We start from the raw sequence: 23,962 nt of genomic DNA, 5'->3' as shown, positions 1-23,962 counted from the left end.
CTTTCACCTTTTTCTTGTTTGGCTCCTTGGATGAAGGGCTTTTCATGTATTATCATATCCCAATTCTATTAAATAAAAATAAAGCAGGTGTAAATTTAATGTAAACTTTCAAATTCACTTGCCCTTCATCCTTCAGTGATTAACTTTTCAGCTTGCGAAAAAGGGTGATAATAAACTCGCTCCCTTTTCCAACTTCACTTTTGACCTTAATTGTTCCGTGATGCGCTTCGACTAAGTGCTTGACAATCGCCAACCCAAGGCCTGTTCCGCCTGAATTCCGGCTTCTTGCCCGGTCGACCCGGTAAAACCTTTCGAAAATTCTTGGGATTTCTTCTTTTTCAATCCCGATGCCGGTATCTTTTACCCGCACTTGAACTTTCTGATCTTGTTCTTTTAGCGAAATCGCCACAAGGCCGCCTGAGGGCGTGTAGGCAATCGCATTCGTAATTAGATTGATAAAAACTTGTTTCAGCCGGTGCATATCTCCTTGAATGATGACCTCGTTTTTTTCGCAGTGAAGCACAAGCTCAATTTCCTTCTCCTCAGCTCTGCTTTTTACCATCGTAATGATTTCATTCAGTGTGGCAACTAAATCCAATTCCTGGGCATTCAATTGAAAACCTTGCTGCTCAATTTTTGACAGTTCAAGAAGATCGTGAATAAGTGATTGCAGCCTGTCGCTTTCTTTTAAAATAATCGAAAGAAAGGCTTCCAATGCGTCTTTATCATTCATTGCCCCGTCTAAAAGCGTTTCAGTGAATCCTTTGATCGATGTAACAGGTGTCTTTAATTCATGCGAGACATTGGCAACAAAATCTTTGCGCATTTGCTCGAGCTTTTTGATTTCGGTAATATCGTGGAAAACGAGCAAAACACCTTTCCAAACGTTGTTCGTCCCGATAATCGGAACCCCGTACACATCGAAATACCGTCTTTCAATCGAAAGAGGCAACAGCAATTGCTTGCTTACCTTTTGTTCGGTAATGAAAATTTCTTCCACCAGCTGGCAGACTTCCTTTTGTTCAATCACTTCATAATAAAGTTGGAATAAATAATCCGAAGGGTCGACATGAAAAATTTCTTTATACCCTTTGTTGATTAAATTGATATAGCCGCGGCTGTCGATCAAAATGAGACCTGCCCCGATGTTTTCAATCAAAACGCTCAGCCGATCCTGCTGCATTTCCTGCGCTTTTACCATTTCTTGAAGATTTCTTGCCAGAATATTAATTGCCGAATTCAGCATCCCTGTTTCATCCATGCGCTCAACAGATGTACGTGCCCGGTAATTGCCTTTCGCCAGTTCAATTGCAACATTTGTTGCCGATTCAATCGGCTTTGTATACCTTCTTGTGATCCGGATAACGAGAAACGTTATCAACAGTAAGGCAATTCCTAAACTGACCGATAAGATCCACCAAATTTGCTGATATGCCTTTTTAATTTCACTTGATTGAGAACTTAAGAAAATATACCCTTCATTTTTTCCTTCTTTTACAATTGGTTTCCAATAGTAGTGAAGGTCATAATTGTCGCCTTCTTCCACTTTATTCGTACTGTTCAGCTTATTTTCAATCACTTCACGAATTTTTTTCGTCAGGCTGTTTTTATCGGTATTGTTTTGAATCCCGCTATCATATAAAATTTTTCCCTTTGTATCGGTCAATGTAACCCGGACATCAAGCATTTTGCCAATTTCCTGCAAACGGTCTTCACGAACCGATTTCAATCCCCCATGGTCTGTGATATACAAACCGAGAAGGTTGCTTTCCTTCTTCAATTGTTCATTAAAAGACTGTAAATAATAACCTTTAAACAACTGGCCAAGCAAAAGACCCAGACCAAATAAAACCGCTATAATTAACGTAATGATTGCAATAAAAAGCTGCGAACGGAATTTTGTCATTCTCCCTTAGGCTCCTCCAGCTTATAGCCAAGACCCCTGATTGTTTTAATATAAACTGGCTTTTTTGAATCCTCTTCGATTTTTTCTCTTAAATGGGAAATATGGACATCCACAATTCGTGTATCTCCGGCAAAATCATAATTCCAAACGGCGCTTAGCAATTGGTCGCGCGTCAATACACGGCCTTTGTTTTTTGCCAAGTACAAAAGCAATTCAAATTCCTTAAGAGTAAGTTCCAAAAGTTCATCTTTAAAATGCGCTTCAAATTGTTCGGATGACAATTTTAGATCACCAATTTGCAAATATTCATTTTCTTCCTGCTTCTCTTGCCCTGACTCTGTCTGAACCTGTGTCCTTCGTAAAATAGCTTTTACCCTTGCATTGACTTCACGCGGGCTGAATGGTTTAACCATATAATCATCTGCACCGAGTTCCAATCCGAGCACTTTATCAAACTCATCATCTTTAGCTGTTAACATTAAGATCGGGGTCATATTTTTTTTTTGACGAAGCTGCTTGCATACTTCCATACCATCAAGCTTGGGAAGCATCAGATCCAATACAATAATATCAGGAGACTCTGTTTCAGCTAAGCGTCTGCCTTCTTCTCCGTCCATCGCCGTTATGACCTCAAATCCAGCCTGTTCCAAGTTATAGCGAAGCAATGTAACAATGGACTGCTCATCATCGACAACAAGCACTTTATTTCTCATATAATCCTCCGCAAATTGTAATATACCCCTTATTTATTATCCAAGTAACCAACTATCATTATAATATAAATCCGCAATAATTACTTGTCCTCATTTTTTCAAAATAAAAAAGGAATGTACAGTGTACACTCCCGCGTGTTAAAAATTTTCAAGCGCTTTCCCATTCATCCCTTTTGGTCGATATGGAGGGCTGACCGTCAAGCTCCCGTTCAGAACGGTTTCAAAGCTGTCGTTTTCGGCCGTGACGTCAATTTCGATCAAGTGGTTTGAAATATCTACATTTACAACTTTTAATAAAAAGTGGATCGTGGAATAATGGTAGACAGGTTTTACAAATTGAATATTTTGGCCTAAAATGTGGCTCCCTGGTCCCGGCAAATATTTCGATACTGCCGAAGATATCATTCCCGCAAGCATCATGCTTGGAACAATTGGCTTTTTGTATGGGGTTTGCGAGGCATAGTCATGCTGGATATAAAGTAGATTTGCGTCATCAGAGAGCCCTAAATAAAGAAGCAAGTCTTTATCCTCTACTTTTTCTGAAATGGACAACTTTTCCCCTACGCTTATTTCTTCAATGTTTCTGCCCAATTTTCGTTTTTTGTCAAGTACCATATATCGCGCGCCCTCCTTTGTAAGCGTTATCAAAATCAGCTGAAAATTCGAGGGGCAGCCCCCTCGAATTTTTTCTACTATACTTTTTTATGCTAAAACTGCCATAACACCGCGAACAGATTGCGCAGATTTATCCAAAGCTGCTTTTTCTTCTTCAGTCAGTTCCAGCTCGATAACCTTTTCAATTCCGTTTGTCCCAAGAATCGTTGGCACTCCGAGATAAATTCCCTCATACCCATACTCGCCCTCCAAGTAAGCGATTGTTGGAAGTACACGGCGCTGGTCTTTTAAAATAGCCTCTGCCATTTCAACAAGGGATGCTGCCGGAGCGTAGTAAGCACTTCCGTTTCCAAGCAAATTAACGATCTCGCCGCCGCCCTTTCTGGTTCGTTCGACAATGGCGTCCAAACGCTCTTTTGGTATAAGGGTTTCAAGCGGAATACCGCCAGCATACGAATAGCGAACAAGCGGAACCATGTCATCGCCGTGACCGCCCAAAACAAAACCGGTAACATCCTTCACAGATAGATTTAATTCTTGGGCGATAAAAGTTCGGAATCTTGCAGTATCAAGGACACCGGATTGACCGATTACCCGGTTTTTCGGAAAACCTGATTCTTTGTAAACGGTATATGTCATAGCGTCAACAGGATTAGTCAAAACAATAATGTGGCAGTTTGGAGAATACTTGACGATTTCTTTTGTCACTGCAACCATTACTTTTTGGTTTGTTTGAACAAGATCATCGCGGCTCATACCTGGTTTGCGGGCAATCCCAGCGGTAATGATGACAATATCGGAATCCTTTGTGTCCTCGTAATTGGAAGTCCCGATAATGCTTGCATCAAATCCTTGAACAGGGCTTGCTTCAAGCATATCCAACGCTTTTCCTTTTGTCGGATTTTCCATTTGCGGAATATCCACTAAAACGACATCTCCAAGTTCTTTTTGTGCAAGTAAAAATGCAGTAGTAGCTCCTGTAAAACCTCCGCCGATGACCGAAATCTTCTTCCGATTTAATGACATGATTCATTTCCCCTTTTCGCATTATTTGCTGCTTGGTATTTTTTACTAAGCAAATCTATCCCGCATTAACGGGCAGTAAGCCCCACCTCAAGGGTAGGAGAAATCGAAGATGCATAGGTGGGGGAACTGCTCGTAAAAACCGGATTGGTTCAACTAACAATCAGTGGGGGATGGAAGAAAACCCCCACTGATTGAAGTTTCACCTTATGGAAGGCTGCTCTAAAAAGCAGCCCTGCATGCGAATCTTAGTCCATGTTTTTAATTAATTCATCGCCAAACTCCGATGTCTTCACTTCGGTTGCCCCATCCATTAATCTTGCAAAATCATACGTTACAACTTTGGAGGCAATTGTTTTCTCCATTGATTTGACAATCAGGTTTGCAGCCTCATTCCAGCCCAAATGCTCAAGCATCAGCACACCGGATAAGATAACGGATGAAGGGTTTACCTTATCAAGGCCGGCATATTTTGGTGCAGTACCGTGCGTTGCTTCAAAAATTGCATGACCAGTTTCATAGTTAATATTTGCTCCCGGCGCAATTCCAATTCCGCCAACTTGGGCAGCAAGAGCGTCAGAAATATAGTCTCCGTTCAGATTCATCGTTGCAACAACGTCAAATTCGCGCGGTCTTGTCAAAATTTGCTGTAAGAAAATATCTGCGATTGCATCTTTTACAATGATTTTTCCTGCTGCTTCAGCATCAGCCTGAGCTTTATTTGCAGCTTCTGCCCCCTGTTCCGCTTTGATGCGGTCATACTGTGCCCATGTAAAGACTTTATCGCCAAATTCTTTTTCCGCAAGCTCATAGCCCCAATTTTTAAAGGCCCCTTCTGTATACTTCATGATATTGCCTTTATGGACGATTGTAAGGGATTTGCGCCCCTCTTTAATTGCGTAGTTAATCGCAGCGCGGACAAGCCGTGATGTCCCTTCCTGTGAAATGGGTTTGATTCCAATCCCGGATGTTTCAGGGAAGCGAATCTTGGTTACACCCATTTCATTTTGGAGGAAATCAATTACTTTTTTCGCTTCTTCCGTACCTTTTGCATACTCGATACCGGCATAAATATCTTCCGTATTTTCCCGGAAAATAACCATATCTGTATCCTGCGGACGTTTTACCGGCGAAGGAACCCCTTCAAACCATCTGACTGGACGCAGGCATACAAACAAATCCAACTCCTGGCGAAGGGCAACATTTAAAGAACGGATACCGCCGCCCACCGGAGTGGTTAATGGACCTTTAATGGCAATTAAATATTCATTGATCATATCAAGCGTTTCTTGCGGGAGCCATTCGCCTGTTTGATTGAAAGCTTTTTCCCCGGCAAAAACTTCCTTCCAAACAATCTTCCTCTCACCCTTGTAAGCTTTTTCTACTGCCGCATCCAATACGCGGTAGGATGCTGCCCAAATATCAGGACCTGTACCGTCCCCTTCAATAAATGGAATGATTGGATTGTTTGGTACATTTAGTACTCCGTCTTTAACTGTGATTTTTTCTCCTTGCATTGAATTCCCCTCCTAAGTATGTAAAAAACCAAACTGCTTTTCTATGCCGAATCAAAGGTTAGAAGGCTCGCCCTCTAACCTTTTCAACATTCATAATTAAACCAATTTTTTAATCAATTGTAAACCTTTTGCCTGCCTTACCCGCGCTGCCAAATTGGTGTATACTGCTGCATTCCAGGTCCCGTATACTCTGCACGAGGACGGATCAGGCGGTTGTTTTCATATTGCTCCAAAATATGCGCAAGCCAGCCTGATACCCGGCTGACGGCGAATATTGGCGTAAATAAGTCATGGTCAATTCCCAAGCTATGATAGACAGACGCAGAATAGAAATCTACGTTTGGCGGAAGTTTCTTTTCTCCTGTTACCATATTTTCAATTTTTATCGACATCTCGTACCAATGCGGTTCACCTGTCAATTCGGTCAATTTTTGGGACATGCTGCGCAAATGTTTCGCACGCGGATCTCCTTGCCGGTAAACCCGGTGGCCAAATCCCATGATTTTTTCTTTATTATCGAGTTTTTTGCGGACATATGGTTCTACATTTTCAACTGAGCCGATTTCGGTAAGCATTTTCATTACGGCCTCATTCGCTCCGCCATGCAATGGACCTTTTAATGCCCCAATGGCTGCTGTGATGCCTGAATAAACATCGGAAAGCGTCGCAACACATACGCGTGCTGTAAAGGTAGAAGCGTTCAATTCATGGTCTGCATGCAAAACAAGTGCCTTATTCATTGCTTCTACTGCGATCGGCTCCGGTTCTTTACCAGTTAACATATAAAGGAAATTCGCTGCAAAGCCTAAGTCCTTTCTAGGAGCAATTGGTTCGAGTCCTTTGCGGATTCTCGCGAACGCAGCCACGATGGATGGCATTTTCGCCTGAAGACGGATTGCTTTTCGATCGTTCGCCTCTGCATCCATCAAGTCAGCCTCATCATCATAAAGGCTGAGCGAAGATACAACCGTGCGGAGGACAGCCATTGGATGAACCTTTTGAATCGGTATCAGCTTAAATTGCTCCACGATTTCAGGCGGCAGTGCTGCATTTTCAGACAATTGTTTTATTAATTCATTTAACTCAGGCTCTGTTGGCAATTTACGATGCCATAGCAAATAGATTACTTCTTCAAAACTAGCATTCTCCGCTAAATCATCAATGTTGTAGCCAACATATGTCAGCGTATCATCAATGATGGAGCTAATGGAGGAAGCAGTTGCCACTACCCCTTCGAGACCACGTGTAACTGTCATCATAAACCCTCTCCTTCACATTTCTAATTTCCCCATACCCATTGCAAATTGCATTTTGCAACCATCTGTAAAACTGCAGATGAAAAGAGCATCCTCCGTAATCGTTAAGGCACCGTTTAGTCAGGAGCCAGAAATCGGTTAATATTTTATAACGAATGCCATCAGTTCATTACCCTTTCATTTCCCTATTAATCTAGATTGAGCGCATGCTCGAAATTAAGCCAAAACGGAGTTCACCTTAACTTACAAAGCAAAAGGATAATTTAATATGCATTTTAGCATATAAATATGACATATGTAAAAAAGGATGCGCTTACAAGTCCTATTATAAACAATTATCAGATTTTTGTGAATGAAAAGGACTAAAAAAATAAAAAAAATATTATTTTACAAAAAAACTAGCTGAAAAAATCAAAGATTTTCATTGATGTATACGCAATTCCGGCTCCGATTAGCGGACCGACAGCAACCCCTTTAAAAATCGATACTGCCAAAATGGTACCGATGACAAGAGCGGTTGTAATTTGCGGGTCTTTTGCAAGCAGATTGACTCCTCCTCGTGCCAATAGGGCAACAAGCATCCCCGAGATTAGGGCGATCCAGGCATATGGCGATTTAAAGGAACTCGTCAAATCTTTAAAGCCGATGGCACCGCTGGCAATCGGAGCAAGCACCGCAATTGTTATAATCGTTACACCCCAATTGATCCCTTTCGATTGAATAAACGAAAAAGCTTTCGCTTCCAGACCGCCGATTTTCAACAAAAGCAAAACCCCGATGGCAATCATAAGGGAATTATTTTTTGCTATAAACCCGATTCCGAGAAGCAAGAGCAAAAATAACAATGATTGATTAAACATAAAAATCACCTTTCCAAGCAATGTACACATTGACTAAATATCCGTTGCCAATCGCCCGATAAAACGGCCGTTTACGATTGGATAGCAGTTCGAGCAATATTCTGCAATCAGAACGCAACAAAATTATCTTACCATAATTGTTCGCTGTTCGCTTTTGAACGCTACCGCAGCGAAACTTTTCTTGATGATAAACGTAAAATAACAATCGTCTTTCTTCCTACAGCCCATTAGGAATTATACAGTTTATTCATTACATGGTAAAATGCAACTAAGAAAATAAATTCAATTTCGCTATTCTAATTCATTCAACTATTTTTCGATAAAATGCTGATTAATTGCATAAAGGGGGCTCTTTTTTGAATCGGACCTATCTTAACCGCTCATTAAGATTTTTTTTCGTTGTCGGGATTGTGATTTTAGCCGGTCTATCTCTTTTCTATTTATCGAAGGTGACCTATCCATTTATTATTGCGCTCGCAATCGCCTTCCTGATTAACCCGCTTGTTAATTTTTTCGAACAAAAAGGGCGGATGCCGCGCGTCCTTTCTGTTCTATTAGCCCTTTTGATTATAATCGCGCTGTTCGCCGGACTGATTACCTTATTGATTGCAGAAATTGTTTCAGGGGCAAATTATTTGGCAAATGTAGTTCCCAAACATCTGGATACTTTAATCGCCTATATTGAGAATATATTTGCCGCCCAGATTATCCCATTCTACAATAATATTAACAGTATGTTTAATAAACTGGATGCCGGCCAGCAAAGTACGATAATTGATAACATTCAAAATGTCGGCAAAAAATTTGGTACGACTGTCGGTACATTTATTCAAAACTTTTTCTTAAATATTCCCAATATCCTATCGTGGTTTCCGAATGCGGCGACAGTGTTAATTTTTTCATTGCTGGCCACTTTCTTTATTAGTAAAGACTGGAACAAACTTGCGGCCTTTACAGGGAGAATGATGCCTGAAAAAGCAAAAAGAAGCAGCAAGACAGTGTTTAGCGATTTAAAAAAAGCACTTTTTGGATTTTTACGAGCCCAATTAACCTTGATCTCGATCACAACGGTTATTATATTGATCGGTTTGCTGATTCTGCGTGTTGATTATGCGATAACAATTGCGCTTCTTATGGGGATTGTAGACATTATTCCTTACTTGGGAACTGGTGCAATTTTCGTGCCGTGGATAATTTATGAGATTATTGCCGGCGATATGGGACTGGCCATTGGCTTAGGAGTACTCTATATTATCGTCTTAACACAGAGGCAAATTATGGAGCCGAAAATTCTCTCAACGAATATTGGTCTAGACCCTTTGGCAACGCTGATCGCCTTGTTTGTCGGCTTTAAAACGATTGGATTCTTAGGGTTAATTGTCGGTCCTGTTACGTTGGTGATCATCAGCACCTTGCACCGCGCCAATGTTTTTCGCGATCTATGGAACTATATTAAAGGTGAATGAAACATAACGCGCCAGAGCAGAATTTTAGATAACCTTATATAAAGTGATCCACAATGTAAAATCGATCGTTTTTCGACCGTAACAAAAACGTCAACTTCTTGCAAAGAAGTTGACGTTTTATTTGATTATTTTTATTTTTTTTCGAAATGCACGGATCATCAACCATTTAAACCATTTTCTAGTAAATGGGATTAAAAGCAAGAAGCCGAGAATGTCCGTTATAAAACCAGGAGTTAAGAGTAGCGTTCCGCCAACCAGGATGCAAATTCCGTCTAGGACCGCCTCTTGCGGGATTTGTCCGGAACGAAGCTGTGCTTGTGCTTTGCGAATCGTTTCAAGCCCTTGCTTTTTGGCTAAATAGGCGCCTAAAACGCCTGTAAGAATGATCAGACTAAGCGTTGGAATAACCCCTAGTGTTTTTCCGGAAAACAGCAGCACCCCAATATCTGCTGCTGGTACCAAAATGATCAGTAACATAAGATAGCGCATCTCTTTTCCCCCACTCGTAATTCTTATGAAAAAAAGAAGGGATAACCCTTCTTTTTTATAGATTAAAGAACACTTGCGTGACCGTTGTAAATGACACCTCTAGTAGCGTCAACCGTAATTTCCTGCCCGTCTTTAAAAAGGTTCAGGGCGTTTTCCACCCCTACAATAACCGGGATACCAAGATTTAATCCAACGACCGCAGCATGGCTCGTCAGTCCGCCTTCCTGAGTAATTAAGGCACTGCATTTTTCAATCGCTGGCATCATTTCCTTATCAGAGCCTAACGTGACAAGAATCGATCCAGCTTGAGCCTTCTCAAGTGCTTCCTTCGCATTTTGTGCGATCACCACTTTGCCAAAAGCCGATTTTCTGCCAATTCCTTGTGCTCTTGCGATAATATCGCCTACGACATGAATTTTCATCAAATTGGTTGTTCCGGCTTCACCCACAGGAACACCCGCAGTAATGACAACTAAATCGCCGTGCTTAACAATCCCGCTGTTTACACTTTCTTCTACAGCAATATCAAGCATTTCATCTGTAGAGTTAACCTCTAAGCCCAATTGCGGATAAACACCCCAAACAAGCGATAAGCGGCGCTGAACGCTTTCTTTTGCAGTAACGGCCACAATCGGGGCTTTTGGCCGATACTTTGAAATCATACGAGCGGTATGGCCGCTCTCGGTTGGCGTGATAATCGAGCTCACGTCAAGATTTAAGGCTGTATGGGCAACAGATTGACCGATTGCATCGGTAATATTGTGCTCTGTATCCTTGCTTCGGTTTGATAAAATTTCTTTATGATCCAACGCCTGTTCCGTTCTAGTGGCAATATTATGCATTGTTTGTACCGCTTCTACAGGATATAGGCCGGCAGCCGTTTCACCAGAAAGCATGATGGCATCAGTTCCATCGAAAATGGCATTGGCAACATCGCTAGCCTCAGCACGGGTCGGCCGCGGGTTACGCTGCATGGAATCAAGCATTTGTGTTGCAGTAATAACCGGCTTGCCAAGTGCATTGCACTTTTTAATTAGCATTTTTTGCACAAGCGGCACTTCTTCCGCTGGAATTTCAACCCCAAGATCGCCACGGGCTACCATTAAACCGTCGGAAACTTCGAGAATTTCATCAATATTGTCTACGCCTTCCTGGTTTTCAATCTTTGGAATAATATGAATTTGCGTGGCATTGCTTTCTTCAAGAAGCTGCCGAATTTCCAAAACATCTTTAGCCCGGCGAACAAAAGAGGCAGCAATAAAATCAATGCCCTGCTCAATTCCAAACAGAATATCTTTTGTGTCCTTCTCTGTAATTCCCGGTAAATTAACCGATACACCAGGTACATTGACACCTTTTTTATTTTTTAAAATTCCGCTGTTTAAAATTTTTGTATGAATTTCATTGGCGGATTTATCAATACTTGTGACTTCAAGTCCAATTAACCCGTCATCCAAAAGAATTTTCGAGCCAGCATGGACATCATCAATCAAACCTGGATATGTAATCGAGAATTTTTCAGGAGTGCCTTCTACTTCATTCATGGAGACAATTACATTTTTGCCTGCTTGAAGTTCGATTGAACCGTTCAGCATGTTATGCGTTCGAATTTCCGGCCCCTTCGTGTCAAGCAAAATAGCAACCGTCTTACCAGTAATTTTCGATGCTTCGCGAATATTTACAATTCGATTTCCATGTTCTTCAAAATCGCCATGCGAAAAATTTAAACGGGCTACATTCATGCCGGCATTTATAAGTTGAGTCAGCTTTTCTACAGATTCACTTGCAGGACCGATCGTACAAACAATTTTCGTTTTGCGCAACATCTTTTTTCCTCCTAAGATCTTTTCAAACCTAAATCGATAATTCTTGAGAAAGCTTGTAGAGATCTATATCTAGTGTATGTTTTCTTCCCAATGCTTCAATTATATCGTAATCAACGAGACGATTCATTTCAATTCCGACTGCACGGCCGCCTTTTCCTTCGATTAGCAGTTCTACAGCACGCGCGCCGAGTCGGCTTGCGAGGACACGATCAAATGCTGTTGGGGAACCCCCGCGCTGAATATGGCCAAGAACAGATATTCTTGTATCAAAGTCCGTTGCTTTCTCAAGTTCCTTACCAAATTCAATTCCGCTACAGACACCTTCAGCAACAACAATTAAGCTATGCTTTTTGCCGCGTTCCTGCCCTTTACGCAGACGATCGGCAATATCCTGCATGTCATAGCCTGCTTCCGGAATTAAAATGGTTTCAGCTCCGCCGGCAAGACCTGACCAAAGAGCGAGATCACCTGCATCACGACCCATTACTTCAATAATAAAAGTTCTTTCATGTGATGTAGCAGTGTCACGGATTTTATCAAGAGCGTCAATAACCGTGTTCAGTGCCGTATCAAAGCCAATTGTAAATTCTGTTCCCGGAATGTCATTGTCGATTGTCCCTGGCACGCCAACACATGGAAAGCCCTGCTCTGTAAGGGCTTTTGCGCCCATGTAAGAGCCGTCGCCGCCAATGACAACAAGTCCTTCAATCCCATGTTTTTGCAGTTGTTTAATTCCTTGCTGTTGAACTTCAGGATTTTTAAATTCGGGCAAACGAGCCGAATGCAGCATGGTTCCGCCGCGGTGGATAATATCACCCACTGAACCAAGTTCAAGCCTTTTTATGTTTCCATTAATTAACCCGGCATAGCCATTGTATATGCCATAAACTTCTAAATCATGAAAAATTCCTTTTCGGACAACGGCACGAATCGCCGGATTCATACCCGGGGAATCCCCTCCACTAGTCAAAACGCCAATTTTTTTCACCATTCTCACCTCAATTGGTTGATTCAAAAATAATGCTTCAATGCCATATGATTTTTAAAACTATCTTAAGAGTTTTCCCTTTTCCTAAGTGATTGATGCTATTTTTTGCCTTCAGCGAGGTTCCATTTTTTTGTCTATAACAACTTGGAATATTTATAAAATACCATGAAGAAATGTCTATCACAACCTAATCATATGAGTAAAAAAAATAGACGGAATAATCGGTTAACTGAAAGCGTTTCATCATGTTAAAAATTCGCTTTCATTGGCGATTTTTTAACTTTTTAACGAAAGTTTTGTGAACACATGAAAAACGTACTCAAATGAGTACGTTTTTAGTTTACCCTGATAGCTTCGTTTTCAAACGAAAACTGCCCAATCGCCCGATATTTTTGATAGCGCTGATCAATTAATTCAGCATCTGTACGTTTCAGCAAATTGATTAGCGAGCGCTTTAACACTTTCTCGATTTCCTGTGCCTGCTTTTGGACATTTTTGTGAGCGCCGCCCTTCACTTCCGGAATGATTTCATCGACAATCCGAAGCTGTTTCAAATCAGGTGCGGTGATCTTCATCGATTCTGCAGCAGCTTTCGCCTTTGAAGCATCTTTCCAAAGAATTGCTGCTGCTCCTTCAGGAGAAATAACCGAGTAGGTTGAATTCTCAAGCATATGAATATAGTTGCCGACTCCAAGCGCAAGTGCGCCGCCGCTTCCGCCTTCTCCAATGACAATAGAAATAATCGGAACACGCAAGCCTGCCATCTCAACAAGATTGCGGGCAATCGCTTCACTTTGCCCCCGCTCTTCAGCTGCCTTTCCAGGATATGCACCTTTCGTGTCAATAAAGCAAATAATTGGTCGGTTAAATTTCTCCGCCTGCTTCATTAATCGCAGTGCTTTACGGTATCCTTCCGGGTGAGGCATCCCGAAGTTTCTGCGGATATTTTCTTTTGTATCTTTCCCCCGCTGGTGGCCAATCACCGTAACCGGAAGCCCATGAAAGCTGGCAATTCCGCCGACAATCGCTTCATCATCACCAAAAAATCGGTCGCCGTGGCATTCAAAAAAATCCTCAAACAAATAGGGAATATAATCGAGCGTCGTTGGACGGTTTGGATGTCTGGCAATTTGCACGCGATCCCACGGCGTTATGTTTTCATAAATTTCTTTTTCAAGTTTTTCAAGTCGGGATTCCAGCTTCTCAATCTCTGCTGATAAATTCACATCACTATTTTTTGTAAACTCTTGAAGCTCAGCGATTTTTTTTCGCAACTCAACGACAGGTCGTTCGAAATCCAATTCGCCTACCAATTCAACTCACCTCCCGGCTGGTGCAATGCCACAATCTTTCCGATTTGTTCTTTCAGCTCAAGTCTTGGGATTACCGCATCCAACTGGCCGTGCTTTAATAAAAATTCAGCCGTTTGGAAATCCTCCGGCAACTCTTCCCGAATCGTTTGTTCAATAATTCTTCTTCCTGCAAAGCCGATTAAAGCCCCAGGTTCGGCAAAATTATAATCTCCGACGGATGCAAAGCTGGCTGAGACCCCTCCAGTTGTCGGGTGAGTCATGATCGAAATAAACAAGCCGCCATTTTCACTGAAACGCTTTAGGGCAACACTTGTTTTTGCCATTTGCATCAAGCTCAAGACACCTTCCTGCATTCTCGCCCCGCCTGATGCCGTGAAAATGATAAAAGGTACTCCCAAATCATCTGCTTTTTCAATCGCTCTTGTGATCTTTTCGCCAACAACAGACCCCATACTTCCCATTCGGAAGGAGGCGTCCATCACGGCAACAACTATTTTATGGCCGAGTATCGCACCTATACCAGTGACAACTGCTTCATTCAGCTTGGTGCTGCGGCGATCCTTCTCAATTTTTTCAAGATAATCCGGAAAGTTGAGCGGGTTCTCTGAGATCATGTTTTCGTTTAGCTCTTCAAAGCTTCCCTCATCAAGAAAACTATTCAGGCGTTCGGCAGAATTCATTTGATAATGATACCCACATTGCAGGCAAACCTTTAAATTTTTAGTTAATTCCTTTGTGTACATGATTTTTTTACATGAAGGACATTTGCTTAAAATTCCTTCAGGTACGTCTTGTTTTGCTGCTTCTGAAGGAATTGTTGCATACTTTTTCTTCTTTGGAGCATTTTTTGTAAATAGCTCTTTAAGCAAGGTAAAACCTCCCTTGTTGCTAAAGCTTTAGGCAAGCTGGTAATTTTTCTTTTTGGCTATCGAGTTGCCTTCCTCTTCCAAACACTCATCATTATTGCAAGCGATTATTGGTCAGGCCACTTAACCTATTAAAAATGCCCATTCCAATTGGGCTTATTTGCTTGTCTTTCACTATAAAATAAGAAAGTTTCAAAAACTGTCGTTTTATGTCATTAGAAACTCGACAATTTTCTAAGGTCCCGGTATGCAGCAACCGTTTTTTCTTCGTCCCTCTCCCGCAAAGCCTGGATTAAACGAACATAACCCGCCTTATTTCCTTCCGGTTTTTCGAACGAAAGCAGGCTGTAATAATCCTTTAAAATAAACCAAATCCGCTTGATTAAATAGTTATCCGCCAATTCGGCAACAAGGGAAAAAAACTCATCATCATTTTCGCCCCCGCTTTCAACCCACGATTGCAACGCCGAAAGTTCTTGTCCATCTCTAGTCTTTTGCAACAGCAGCCTCAGACAATCCATCTCAATAAAGTGTTTGGTTTCAACCACGTCTTGCTTAGCTTTTTCGTCTTGTAAAATAAACGAACTTAAAAGCTGCACAAGCTGGTGTCCTTTAAAATCGCGGATAAAAGTACCTTCACCATGCCGGCTTTCGATCAATCCTAATAGCTCTAAGGCTCTCAATGCTTCTCGAACGGAAGAGCGCCCAACGTTCAGGCGCTCTGATAGTTCCCGCTCAGAAGGGATTTTATCCCCAGACTTCAATCGATCGTTCGTGATCATTTCTCTCAGCTGCTTCACAATCTCCAGATATACTTTTGTTCGCTGCTGGCCGCTCACTTAAAGAATCACTCACTTTTACCAATAATCGCGAGCTTTTTCGTTTTTTCCTTTACTTGTTCCGGGTCAACTTTAATCCTTGCGACGCCCGTTTCCATTGCTGCTTTGGCAACTGCAGCAGCAACTGCTGGGGCAACACGGGGATCAAAAGGTCCTGGAATGACATAATCGGCATGAAGTTCATCTTCACGAATTAAGCTGGCAATGGCTTCAACAGCTGCGACTTTCATTTTCTCATTGATATGGGTAGCGCGGACATCAAGAGCACCGCGGAAAATACCAGGGAATGCAAGCACATTATTCACCTGATTCGAAAAATCGGAACGGCCTGTTCCAACAACTTTCGCCCCAGCCTCTTTTGCAATTTGCGGCATGATCTCTGGAACCGGGTTTGCCATCGCAAATATAATTGAATTCGGGTTCATGGTTGAAACCATTTCCTTTGTCAGGGCACCTTCAACCGACACACCGATAAATACATCGGCCCCCTTGATGACATCTTCAAGTTTGCCTTGCATATTGTCACGATTTGTAAATTTCGCCACTTCTTCTTTAACCGTGTTCATACCTTGGGGCCTTCCCTCATAAATTGCCCCTTTTGTATCACACATGATGATATCTCTTACACCATAGCTGTACAAAAGTTTGATAATAGCGATTCCTGCCGCACCAGCACCATTGGCTACAACTTTAATCTCCGTCATTTTTTTGCCGATCAGTTTTAAAGCGTTCACAAGCCCTGCCACGGTTACGATTGCAGTTCCGTGCTGGTCATCATGAAACACAGGTATGTTTGTTTCCTTCTTTAATCTTTCTTCAATGACAAAACAATTTGGCGCAGCGATATCTTCAAGGTTGACGCCGCCAAATGTTGGTTCGAGCAGCTTTACTGTTTCAATAATTTTCTCAACGTCCGTTGTATTAAGGCAGATTGGAAAAGCATCTACACCGGCAAAGCTTTTAAACAGGACAGCTTTCCCTTCCATAACAGGCAATGCTGCCTCAGGCCCAATATTGCCGAGACCGAGCACAGCCGTCCCGTCTGAAACGACAGCCACCATGTTCCCTTTCATTGTGTAATCATAAACCCTTTCAGGTTTCTCATAAATATCCTTACACGGTTCTGCTACTCCTGGTGAATATGCAAGACTTAAATCTTTCGCGTTTCTTACTTGTACTTTCGATTTTGATTCCAGTTTCCCCTTATTGATTCGGTGCATGTGCAATGCTTCTTCGCGCAAGGTCACGGTAACGTCACTCCTTCAAATTTTTACAAGAAGCTGCTCTCTTTCTTTGTCTAAAAGTGGTCAGACCACGATAGTCTCTACCTCACTATAACATATCTATACGAGTTGTTAAAGAACTAATCCGCAAGAATGACATTGCCATCCCCAAGGAAATCCTTCAATTGCCGTAGAAACGGCTCTTTTGGCTCAATCGAAAACTCCTTGGGAAGTTTTACGGTCTTCCCGCCGCTTTCATAATGCAGCACAACCATTGTCTTTCCGGGATTTTTTAAAAACCATTCTTGAAGAAGCTTTAAATGATCAGACGTTTGCCTCACGATAGGAATTCGTAAATAAAGAATCGAATCTTTATTTTTCTTTCCTTCCAGCCACTCTTCTATACGTGTCACCTTTTGGACAATGAATTGCAAGATGCCGTCACGTTCGTCCGTTTTTCCCTCAACCACCACTTTACTTCCTTGATCGAGCAATACTAGATGTTTGCGATAGATGTCCGGGAATACGACGGCAGGCATTTCGCCGCTTGAATCACTGATGGTGAGAAATGCCATTGAGTCACCTTTTTTTGTCCGAATCCGTTTCATTGACGCAATATAGACCCCAACGGCAGCCGATGTTCCTCGGCCGGATAGAGTTAACAATTCTTTTGCCCCGCTTTGCTTAAGGGCTTTTTCAAAAATCGAGATGGGATGATCACTCAGATAGAGGCCGAGAACTTCTTTTTCAAAAGATAGTTTGTCCTCCGTGGAGATCGGGTCAACCTGGGTGTACTTAGGCTTAGGAAACCACCCTTCATCCGCAAAAAAATCGACTTGTGTTGCATCATTCGGTTTGACTAATTGCGCATGCTCGATTGCGGCATCCAAGCTTGCCAGCAGTACAGCCCGATCTTCGCCAAATTCATCCAGACTGCCTGAATGAACGAGGGCTTCAAGGGTTTTCCGATTCACCGCCTTTGTCGATACTCGGATACAAAAGTCAAATAAATCGGTAAACTTTTTACGATTTCTTGCTTGAAAAATTTCTTTCAAGGCCGCTGCACCGATTCCTTTTATCGCAGCAAGGCTATAGCGTATGCCATCGTTTTCGACACGAAAAGAGAAGCCGCTCCCATTAATGGACGGCGGAAGAATCCGAATGTCCAGTTGCTTTAACTCCCGAATATACTGGGAAATTTTCTCTTCGTTGCCAATGGCTGATGTAAGCAGGGCTGCCATAAAATGAAGAGGATAGTGAACCTTTAAATAAGCAAGCTGATAAGCAATCAAACTGTAGGCAACTGCATGGCTGCGGTTAAATCCATAGTTGGCAAAACGGACGATTAAATCATATACTTCATTGGCAAGTGCTTCACTGTAACCTTTTTTTAATGCACCTGCAAGAAAATGCCTTCTTTCCTGTTCGAGGACGTCTTTTTTCTTTTTCGAAACCGCCCGCCGAAGCAAATCGGCTTCACCAAGAGTAAACCCGGCCATCGTCGAAGCAATTTGAATGATTTGCTCTTGGTAGACGATGACGCCATACGTATTTTCTAGGATTGACTTTAAATCGGGATGCGGATAGACAACCGGCTCACGTCCGTGTTTTCGGTTAATAAACAGCGGAATATTCTCCATCGGCCCCGGACGATAGAGTGCATTGACCGCTACAATGTCTTCGAATCTTGATGGTTTTAATTGTTTTAAAACTTTGCGCATACCTTCAGATTCAAGCTGAAACACACCTGTCGTTTCTCCATTGGATAACAAGGCAAACGTTGTTTGATCATCTAGCGGGATGGAGCGAATCTTAAGCTTCTTTCCCGTTTTTTGATAGACTGAGCGCAATACTGCATCCATCAATGACAGATTCCGTAAGCCAAGGAAATCCATTTTCAAAAGGCCGATTTCTTCAAGATGTTCCATTGAATACTGTGTTAGAAATACATTGCTGTGTCCCGACTGAATCGGAATCAATTCAACAAGTGGTTTTTCACTTAGGACAACTCCTGCTGCATGTGTAGAGGTATGGCGCGGCAACCCTTCCAGCTTTAAAGCTGTTTCAATTAAGCTTCTTTTTACAGGGTCTTCATCTATGTAAGCCCTTAGTTTGCCCGATTCCTTCAACGCAGCGGAAAGGGTGATTCCGAGGCGGGAAGGCACCAGCTTTGAGAGCTGATCAAGTTCCTTCGGATTCAGTCCAAAGGCTCTGCCGACATCTTTTAAAGCTGCCTTTGCTGCCAACGTACCAAAGGTGATAATTTGGGCAACATGCAATTCCCCGTATTTTTTCGCCACATATTCAATGACCTCATCGCGCCTGTTATCTGGGAAATCAGTGTCGATATCAGGCATCGAAATACGTTCTGGATTTAAAAAACGTTCAAACAACAGCTGGTGTTCAATCGGATCAACATCGGTTATTTCAAGGACATAGGCAACGAGAGAACCGGCAGCCGACCCCCTGCCCGGCCCTGTTAAAATTCCGTTGTCACGGGCATAGCGAATGAAATCCCAGACAATTAAAAAATAGTCGCTAAACTTCATGCGTTTGATAACGCTTAGTTCATAGTGCAATCGGTTCACATACTGGTCATTCGGCAACCGAACGCGCCCTCTTAAACCGTTAAAACACAATTCTTCCAGAAATTCATCTGCCCCTTTTCCATTTTCGGTGGGATAACGCGGCAAATAGCTTTTGTTGAGTTCGATATGAACATTGCAGCGGTTTGCAATTCGAATGGTATTTTCCAATGCATCCGGATATTCCGCCAGACACTCCGCCATCTCAGAAGCTGATTTTAAATAAAACTGATCGCTGCCAAGTCTTTGCCTTTGTTCATCTTGCAATTTCGTACCGTTTTTGATTGCCAGCAGACATTCATGCGCAAACTCATCTTCTTGTTTCAAATAATAAATTTGATTTGTTGCCGCGAGGGAGACTTTCATTTCTTGGGAGAACTCAACAAATTTTTGCCGAATTCGCTCTTCTTGAGGAAGCTTGTGATGTTGAATAGATAGGTAAAAATTTTCTTTTCCAAAAAAGTTCAGCCATTTTTGAATGCTGTTTTTTGCTTCAATTTCTTTTTCCATCAGCACCTGCTGTTCAATTTCTCCTTCAAGGCCGGGGGTGATAGCGATCAGCCCTTGTGAATAATGCTTCAGCCATTTCTCGGGAATCCCTTTTTCCGCTTTTGTTTGAATGGCACTCGAAATTTTCAGCAGATTTTGAAAGCCTTTATCATTTTCCGCAAGCAAGACAAGGGGAAACGCTTCTGCATGATCAAGATCGCTCAAGATATCTGCCGTTAAACCGATAATCGGTTTCATTCCTTTCTTTTTACACGATTTATAAAACTCAACCGCACCGTACATCACATTCCGGTCTGTCAGCGCAAGCGCTTGAAACTGCATCGCTTTCGCATTTTCAATCAAGCGCTCAATCGAAATCGTGCTCGATAAAAGACTGTACGCACTATATACATGCAGGTGAATAAAAGACATACTGTCACTCCCTTACCTACTTGTTCTTCATTTATTATAGTCCTTTCGGCAAAAAAAGAAAATATGTTCTCATTTTGATTTAACATAATTGGCTCTGTTTGTCCATATGATGGTAAAAAGGCCATTTGATTTTTGGTAAGGTGGGATTAGAAAATGAAAGAGATTGGCTTTTTCCCGTCATTCATAGAAAGTTATTTTATTGCTTTAGGCGTACTGCTTGGGGGTTCTTTAATCGGGGGAATAGCTGCTTTTCTCACAGGCCAGCCGCTCTTTACAACCATTCACCGCTTGTCCTCCCTTTTAAGAATCTGGGCCATTGTCGCCGCTATCGGCGGTACATTCGATGCTGTTTACAGTTTTGAGCGCGGTCTTTTTGATGGAGAAACAAAGGATATTGTCAAACAGCTGCTTTTGATTATCTCGGCTTTAGGGGGAGCACAGACGGGCGCATTGCTGATTGACTGGCTGACAGGGGAGCATATTTCATCATGAGAATCCCGCCATTGTACCGAAAACGTTCATGGCAGCGTTTTTTTGCAGGCGCAGCGATTGGCGGTGTAATCAGCTGGTTGATTTTTTTGTACATGTTCGGCGTCTGGCAGGAAAAGCATACAAAGCTGATTCGCGAACAACAAGAGCATATCACCGATTTAAACGATGAAATCAAGATATGGCAGGATGAATATAAAGCAGCAAACAAACGGAACATCGAGCAGTTGACCGTGCAAAAAATCAACGTAAAAATCACCAATGGAGAAAAATATGATCTTGATTCCTACAGCGTGTATGTGGAGGAAGATTCCGTTAAAGAAGACTTGCAGATGATGGTTGCTAAAGATTTGGATACCGTCTATAAAAGTAAGGATCTCCTGAAAAAAATCATTGAAAACAAACCTGTTCGCATAAATGGAAAAAGGTACAAATTGGTTATAAAAGAAATCGTCATCTATACAACGATTTCGATTCAATTGGAGCTTCAATACGAGAAATAAGGGAAGGGTATTCGTCAAACCCCTTCCCTTTCAACTTTCCTGTTTACCCTTCGTTACAAACCTTTTCCAATTCTTTTATCACAGCTTCAGCCTCGTCCCAAGAATGAATGGATGCCCCTGCTGCAAGAGGATGGCCTCCGCCCTTAAATTTCCTGGCTATACCATTGATCACCGGCCCTTTTGACCGCAGGCGGACACGAATTTGATCCTCTTCCTCGATGAAAAAGACCCATGCCTTCATTCCCGCTACATTTCCCAGTGTTCCTACAAGCAATGATGCTTCAGAAGGAACCGCTTCAAATTCTTCCAGCAGCTGTTTTGTGATCCTCATCGAAGCAATTCCGTTTGAACGGAAATCAAAATTCTGCAGTATGTAGCCATTTAATTTTACAATACTGGCTTTCAGCTCATACAGTTTGTCGTAAAGCGCTGTACGCGAAAAATCATAATGAATTAATTCTCCGGCATACGCAAACGTTTTTTCTGTGGTGCTTGGAAATAGAAATCTGCCGGTATCGCCAACAATTCCTCCATATAGGAGCCGGGCTGCTTCATCGCTCATTTTCAGTCCTTTATCCTTGCCAAACAAATAGAATTCATAAATCATTTCGCTGACCGAGCTTGCATTTGTATCAACCCACAATAGATCGCCATACGGATCTTCATTCGGATGATGGTCAATTTTAATTAATTGATCCCCCAGCGAATAGCGGCTGTCACTTATTCGTTCCTGATTGGCAGTATCACAAACGATTACAAGCGCACCATTGTATACCGAATCGTCAATCACATCCATCCTGCGCATAAAATACAATGATGGGTCTTCCTGCCCGACTGTATAGACCTTTTTTTGCGGATATGAAGTTTTAATGATTTCGGCCAATCCCCCCTGGGAGCCGTATGCATCTGGATCCGGCCTGACATGGCGGTGAATAATGATGGTTTCATATTTTTGAATCGTCTCGACTATTTGGTCTTTCATATAGGTCTCCCTTCACTATTGTGTTATGTATTTTACAAAATGGAAGAATGTTAATTCCGGTCAATCAGCTGGCACATCATCATTGCTTTTCCTACCAAAATCCCATCATTAAACACTTCAACGTCTACCTTTCCAAACTTTCGGCCCACATCCAAGACTTTTGGATAAATCTCAAGAATACTTTCAATTTGAACCGGTTTAATAAAATAAATTGTTATGTTTTCAACAACAAGATCGCCTTTTTTGTATCCTTTCAACACCCGATTTGCCGCTTCCGTCACGATCGTTGTTAAAACGCCGTAGGAAATGGTCCCGATATGATTGGTCATTTGCGGGGTAACCTCACAGGAATAAACATCTTCCCCTTTTGCTTTTCCATTTAACAAGGTTAGCTGGCTTGTAACAATGTCGTCAATCGTTTCGCCAACCTGCGGCTGACGTTGAATCATTTGCAATGCTTTTAAAACATCCTGCCTGCTGATAATTCCTTCAAGTTTGTTGGCATCATCGACAACCGGAAGAAGCTCAATGCCTTCCCACACCATCATATGGGCAGCAGACGCCACACTCATTTTACCATTGACTGTCATTGGATTTTTCGTCATGATTTTTTCAATTGGGGTTTCCTCGTCATGTCCAACAATGTCTTTTGCCGTGACGATTCCTTGGATCTTCTTATTATGATCGACAACCGGGTAACGGCTGTGCTTTGTCTCGCTGTTTAATTCGTGCCATTTTCCCGCAGGATCGGAAATTTGCAAAAAATACGATTCAGCCATTGGTGTTAAAATATCTTCAACTAAAATAATCTCCTTTTTAATCAATTGATCATAAATTGCGCGGTTGATCATCGTTGCAACCGTGAAGGTGTCATAACTGGTTGAAATAATCGGCAGTTGCAGTGTATCAGCGAGCTTTTTTACTTCATCCTCTGTATCAAATCCACCGGTAATCAACACTGCCGCCCCTGCTTTCAAGGCAAGCTCGTGCGCCTTTGTGCGATTGCCGATAATTAGCAGGTTGCCCGCTTCGGTATAGCGCATCATTGCTTCCAGCTTCATCGCGCCAATGACAAATTTGTTTAATGTTTTGTGTAGTCCAGCCCTTCCCCCAAGAACTTGGCCGTCGACAATGTTTACCACTTCTGCAAAGGTGAGCTTCTCAATGTTTTCTTTTTTCTTTCGTTCAATGCGAATGGTGCCGACTCTTTCAATCGTGCTGACATATCCTTTGTTTTCTGCATCCTTGATTGCACGGTAAGCCGTTCCCTCGCTCACATTCATCGCCTTGGCGATTTGCCGTACCGATATTTTTTCTCCAATCGGAAGTTCATCAATATATTGTAAAATTTGTTCATGCTTTGTAGCCAAGACCTTCACCCTTTATGAATAGAATCCGATGACATTGTTCTTTATTAAATCAATTATAAAGTTTAACAGGATTTGATTCAATGAGGCATTTTCAAAGGATAGGAATATGGGGAGTCAACAACCCATGACTGAAGTCACGAGGGTTCTCGACTAATACCTAAAAAAACTCCGAAGCATTAAAACTGCGGAGTACCATTTTGTCATTCTGTCGT

Annotated in this window: 21 protein-coding genes; 3 read left to right on the top strand and 18 right to left on the bottom strand. The window is 42.1% G+C overall.

The window, feature by feature from the left end; translation table 11 throughout:
• Positions 1-139: 139 nt before the first annotated feature.
• The 8 genes from pnpS to ACQYAD_RS15310 form a co-directional block, all read right to left on the bottom strand.
• Positions 140-1,906 (bottom strand): two-component system histidine kinase PnpS, encoded by a 1,767-nt coding sequence (gene pnpS / locus ACQYAD_RS15345; protein WP_430239480.1) that lies wholly within the window; start codon positions 1,904-1,906, stop codon positions 140-142.
• Positions 1,903-2,619, bottom strand: coding sequence for a response regulator (locus ACQYAD_RS15340; protein ID WP_430239478.1), 717 nt, complete (start codon positions 2,617-2,619; stop codon positions 1,903-1,905). The genes pnpS and ACQYAD_RS15340 overlap by 4 nt, the downstream gene beginning before the upstream one ends.
• A gap of 138 nt (positions 2,620-2,757) precedes the next feature.
• Positions 2,758-3,234: a MaoC/PaaZ C-terminal domain-containing protein gene (locus ACQYAD_RS15335; protein WP_430239476.1), complete on the bottom strand. Its 477-nt coding sequence runs from the start codon at positions 3,232-3,234 to the stop codon at positions 2,758-2,760.
• A gap of 87 nt (positions 3,235-3,321) precedes the next feature.
• Positions 3,322-4,260, bottom strand: coding sequence for a malate dehydrogenase (gene mdh / locus ACQYAD_RS15330; RefSeq protein ID WP_430239475.1), 939 nt, complete (start codon positions 4,258-4,260; stop codon positions 3,322-3,324).
• 245 nt (positions 4,261-4,505) lie between these two features.
• On the bottom strand, positions 4,506-5,774 hold the full coding sequence (gene icd, locus ACQYAD_RS15325) for an NADP-dependent isocitrate dehydrogenase (protein ID WP_430239474.1): 1,269 nt from the start codon (positions 5,772-5,774) through the stop codon (positions 4,506-4,508).
• A gap of 137 nt (positions 5,775-5,911) precedes the next feature.
• Positions 5,912-7,030 (bottom strand): citrate synthase, encoded by a 1,119-nt coding sequence (gene citZ / locus ACQYAD_RS15320; RefSeq protein WP_430239998.1) that lies wholly within the window; start codon positions 7,028-7,030, stop codon positions 5,912-5,914.
• A gap of 398 nt (positions 7,031-7,428) precedes the next feature.
• Positions 7,429-7,890: a DUF441 domain-containing protein gene (locus ACQYAD_RS15315; RefSeq protein ID WP_430239473.1), complete on the bottom strand. Its 462-nt coding sequence runs from the start codon at positions 7,888-7,890 to the stop codon at positions 7,429-7,431.
• Positions 7,883-8,095 (bottom strand): hypothetical protein, encoded by a 213-nt coding sequence (locus ACQYAD_RS15310; protein WP_430239472.1) that lies wholly within the window; start codon positions 8,093-8,095, stop codon positions 7,883-7,885. The genes ACQYAD_RS15315 and ACQYAD_RS15310 overlap by 8 nt, the downstream gene beginning before the upstream one ends.
• Before the next feature lie 151 nt (positions 8,096-8,246).
• Between ACQYAD_RS15310 and ytvI the strand changes: the two genes are divergently transcribed.
• Positions 8,247-9,356, top strand: coding sequence for a sporulation integral membrane protein YtvI (gene ytvI, locus ACQYAD_RS15305; RefSeq protein ID WP_430239471.1), 1,110 nt, complete (start codon positions 8,247-8,249; stop codon positions 9,354-9,356).
• 117 nt (positions 9,357-9,473) lie between these two features.
• Here the strand turns inward: ytvI and ACQYAD_RS15300 are convergent, their stop codons facing one another.
• The 8 genes from ACQYAD_RS15300 to dnaE form a co-directional block, all read right to left on the bottom strand.
• The gene (locus ACQYAD_RS15300) at positions 9,474-9,845 is read right to left on the bottom strand and encodes an FxsA family protein (protein WP_430239470.1); all 372 of its coding nucleotides are present in this window, start codon (positions 9,843-9,845) and stop codon (positions 9,474-9,476) included.
• Positions 9,846-9,907: 62 nt separating this feature from the next.
• Positions 9,908-11,668 carry a pyruvate kinase gene (gene pyk / locus ACQYAD_RS15295; protein WP_430239996.1) on the bottom strand — a complete coding sequence of 587 codons (1,761 nt, stop codon included), beginning with the start codon at positions 11,666-11,668 and terminating at the stop codon, positions 9,908-9,910.
• A gap of 31 nt (positions 11,669-11,699) precedes the next feature.
• Positions 11,700-12,659, bottom strand: a complete 960-nt coding sequence (gene pfkA, locus ACQYAD_RS15290) for a 6-phosphofructokinase (protein ID WP_430239994.1) — start codon at positions 12,657-12,659, stop codon at positions 11,700-11,702.
• Positions 12,660-12,994: 335 nt separating this feature from the next.
• Positions 12,995-13,972, bottom strand: a complete 978-nt coding sequence (gene accA / locus ACQYAD_RS15285) for an acetyl-CoA carboxylase carboxyl transferase subunit alpha (RefSeq protein ID WP_430239469.1) — start codon at positions 13,970-13,972, stop codon at positions 12,995-12,997.
• The gene (gene accD, locus ACQYAD_RS15280) at positions 13,966-14,841 is read right to left on the bottom strand and encodes an acetyl-CoA carboxylase, carboxyltransferase subunit beta (protein WP_430239468.1); all 876 of its coding nucleotides are present in this window, start codon (positions 14,839-14,841) and stop codon (positions 13,966-13,968) included. The genes accA and accD overlap by 7 nt, the downstream gene beginning before the upstream one ends.
• Before the next feature lie 212 nt (positions 14,842-15,053).
• On the bottom strand, positions 15,054-15,620 hold the full coding sequence (locus ACQYAD_RS15275) for a FadR/GntR family transcriptional regulator (RefSeq protein ID WP_430239993.1): 567 nt from the start codon (positions 15,618-15,620) through the stop codon (positions 15,054-15,056).
• 65 nt (positions 15,621-15,685) lie between these two features.
• The gene (locus tag ACQYAD_RS15270) at positions 15,686-16,924 is read right to left on the bottom strand and encodes an NAD(P)-dependent malic enzyme (protein ID WP_430239466.1); all 1,239 of its coding nucleotides are present in this window, start codon (positions 16,922-16,924) and stop codon (positions 15,686-15,688) included.
• Between the two features lie 116 nt (positions 16,925-17,040).
• On the bottom strand, positions 17,041-20,406 hold the full coding sequence (gene dnaE / locus ACQYAD_RS15265) for a DNA polymerase III subunit alpha (protein ID WP_430239464.1): 3,366 nt from the start codon (positions 20,404-20,406) through the stop codon (positions 17,041-17,043).
• 153 nt (positions 20,407-20,559) lie between these two features.
• Between dnaE and ACQYAD_RS15260 the strand changes: the two genes are divergently transcribed.
• Both ACQYAD_RS15260 and ytrI read left to right on the top strand, forming a co-directional pair.
• Positions 20,560-20,898, top strand: coding sequence for a YtrH family sporulation protein (locus ACQYAD_RS15260; protein ID WP_430239463.1), 339 nt, complete (start codon positions 20,560-20,562; stop codon positions 20,896-20,898).
• Positions 20,895-21,398, top strand: a complete 504-nt coding sequence (ytrI, locus tag ACQYAD_RS15255) for a sporulation membrane protein YtrI (protein WP_430239462.1) — start codon at positions 20,895-20,897, stop codon at positions 21,396-21,398. Before ACQYAD_RS15260 ends, ytrI begins: the two co-directional genes overlap by 4 nt.
• A gap of 43 nt (positions 21,399-21,441) precedes the next feature.
• Here ytrI and ACQYAD_RS15250 read toward each other — a convergent pair whose 3' ends face one another.
• Positions 21,442-22,380 carry a DHH family phosphoesterase gene (locus tag ACQYAD_RS15250; protein ID WP_430239461.1) on the bottom strand — a complete coding sequence of 313 codons (939 nt, stop codon included), beginning with the start codon at positions 22,378-22,380 and terminating at the stop codon, positions 21,442-21,444.
• Between the two features lie 50 nt (positions 22,381-22,430).
• Positions 22,431-23,750, bottom strand: coding sequence for a DRTGG domain-containing protein (locus ACQYAD_RS15245; RefSeq protein ID WP_430239459.1), 1,320 nt, complete (start codon positions 23,748-23,750; stop codon positions 22,431-22,433).
• Between the last annotated feature and the right edge of the window lie 212 nt (positions 23,751-23,962).

This window comes from Neobacillus sp. SM06 (assembly GCF_050496765.1).
Lineage (GTDB): Bacteria > Bacillota > Bacilli > Bacillales > Cytobacillaceae > JAEVLT01.
The sequence above is the reverse complement of the archived record's forward strand: the minus strand, read 5'-3'. Positions and strand labels throughout refer to the sequence as shown.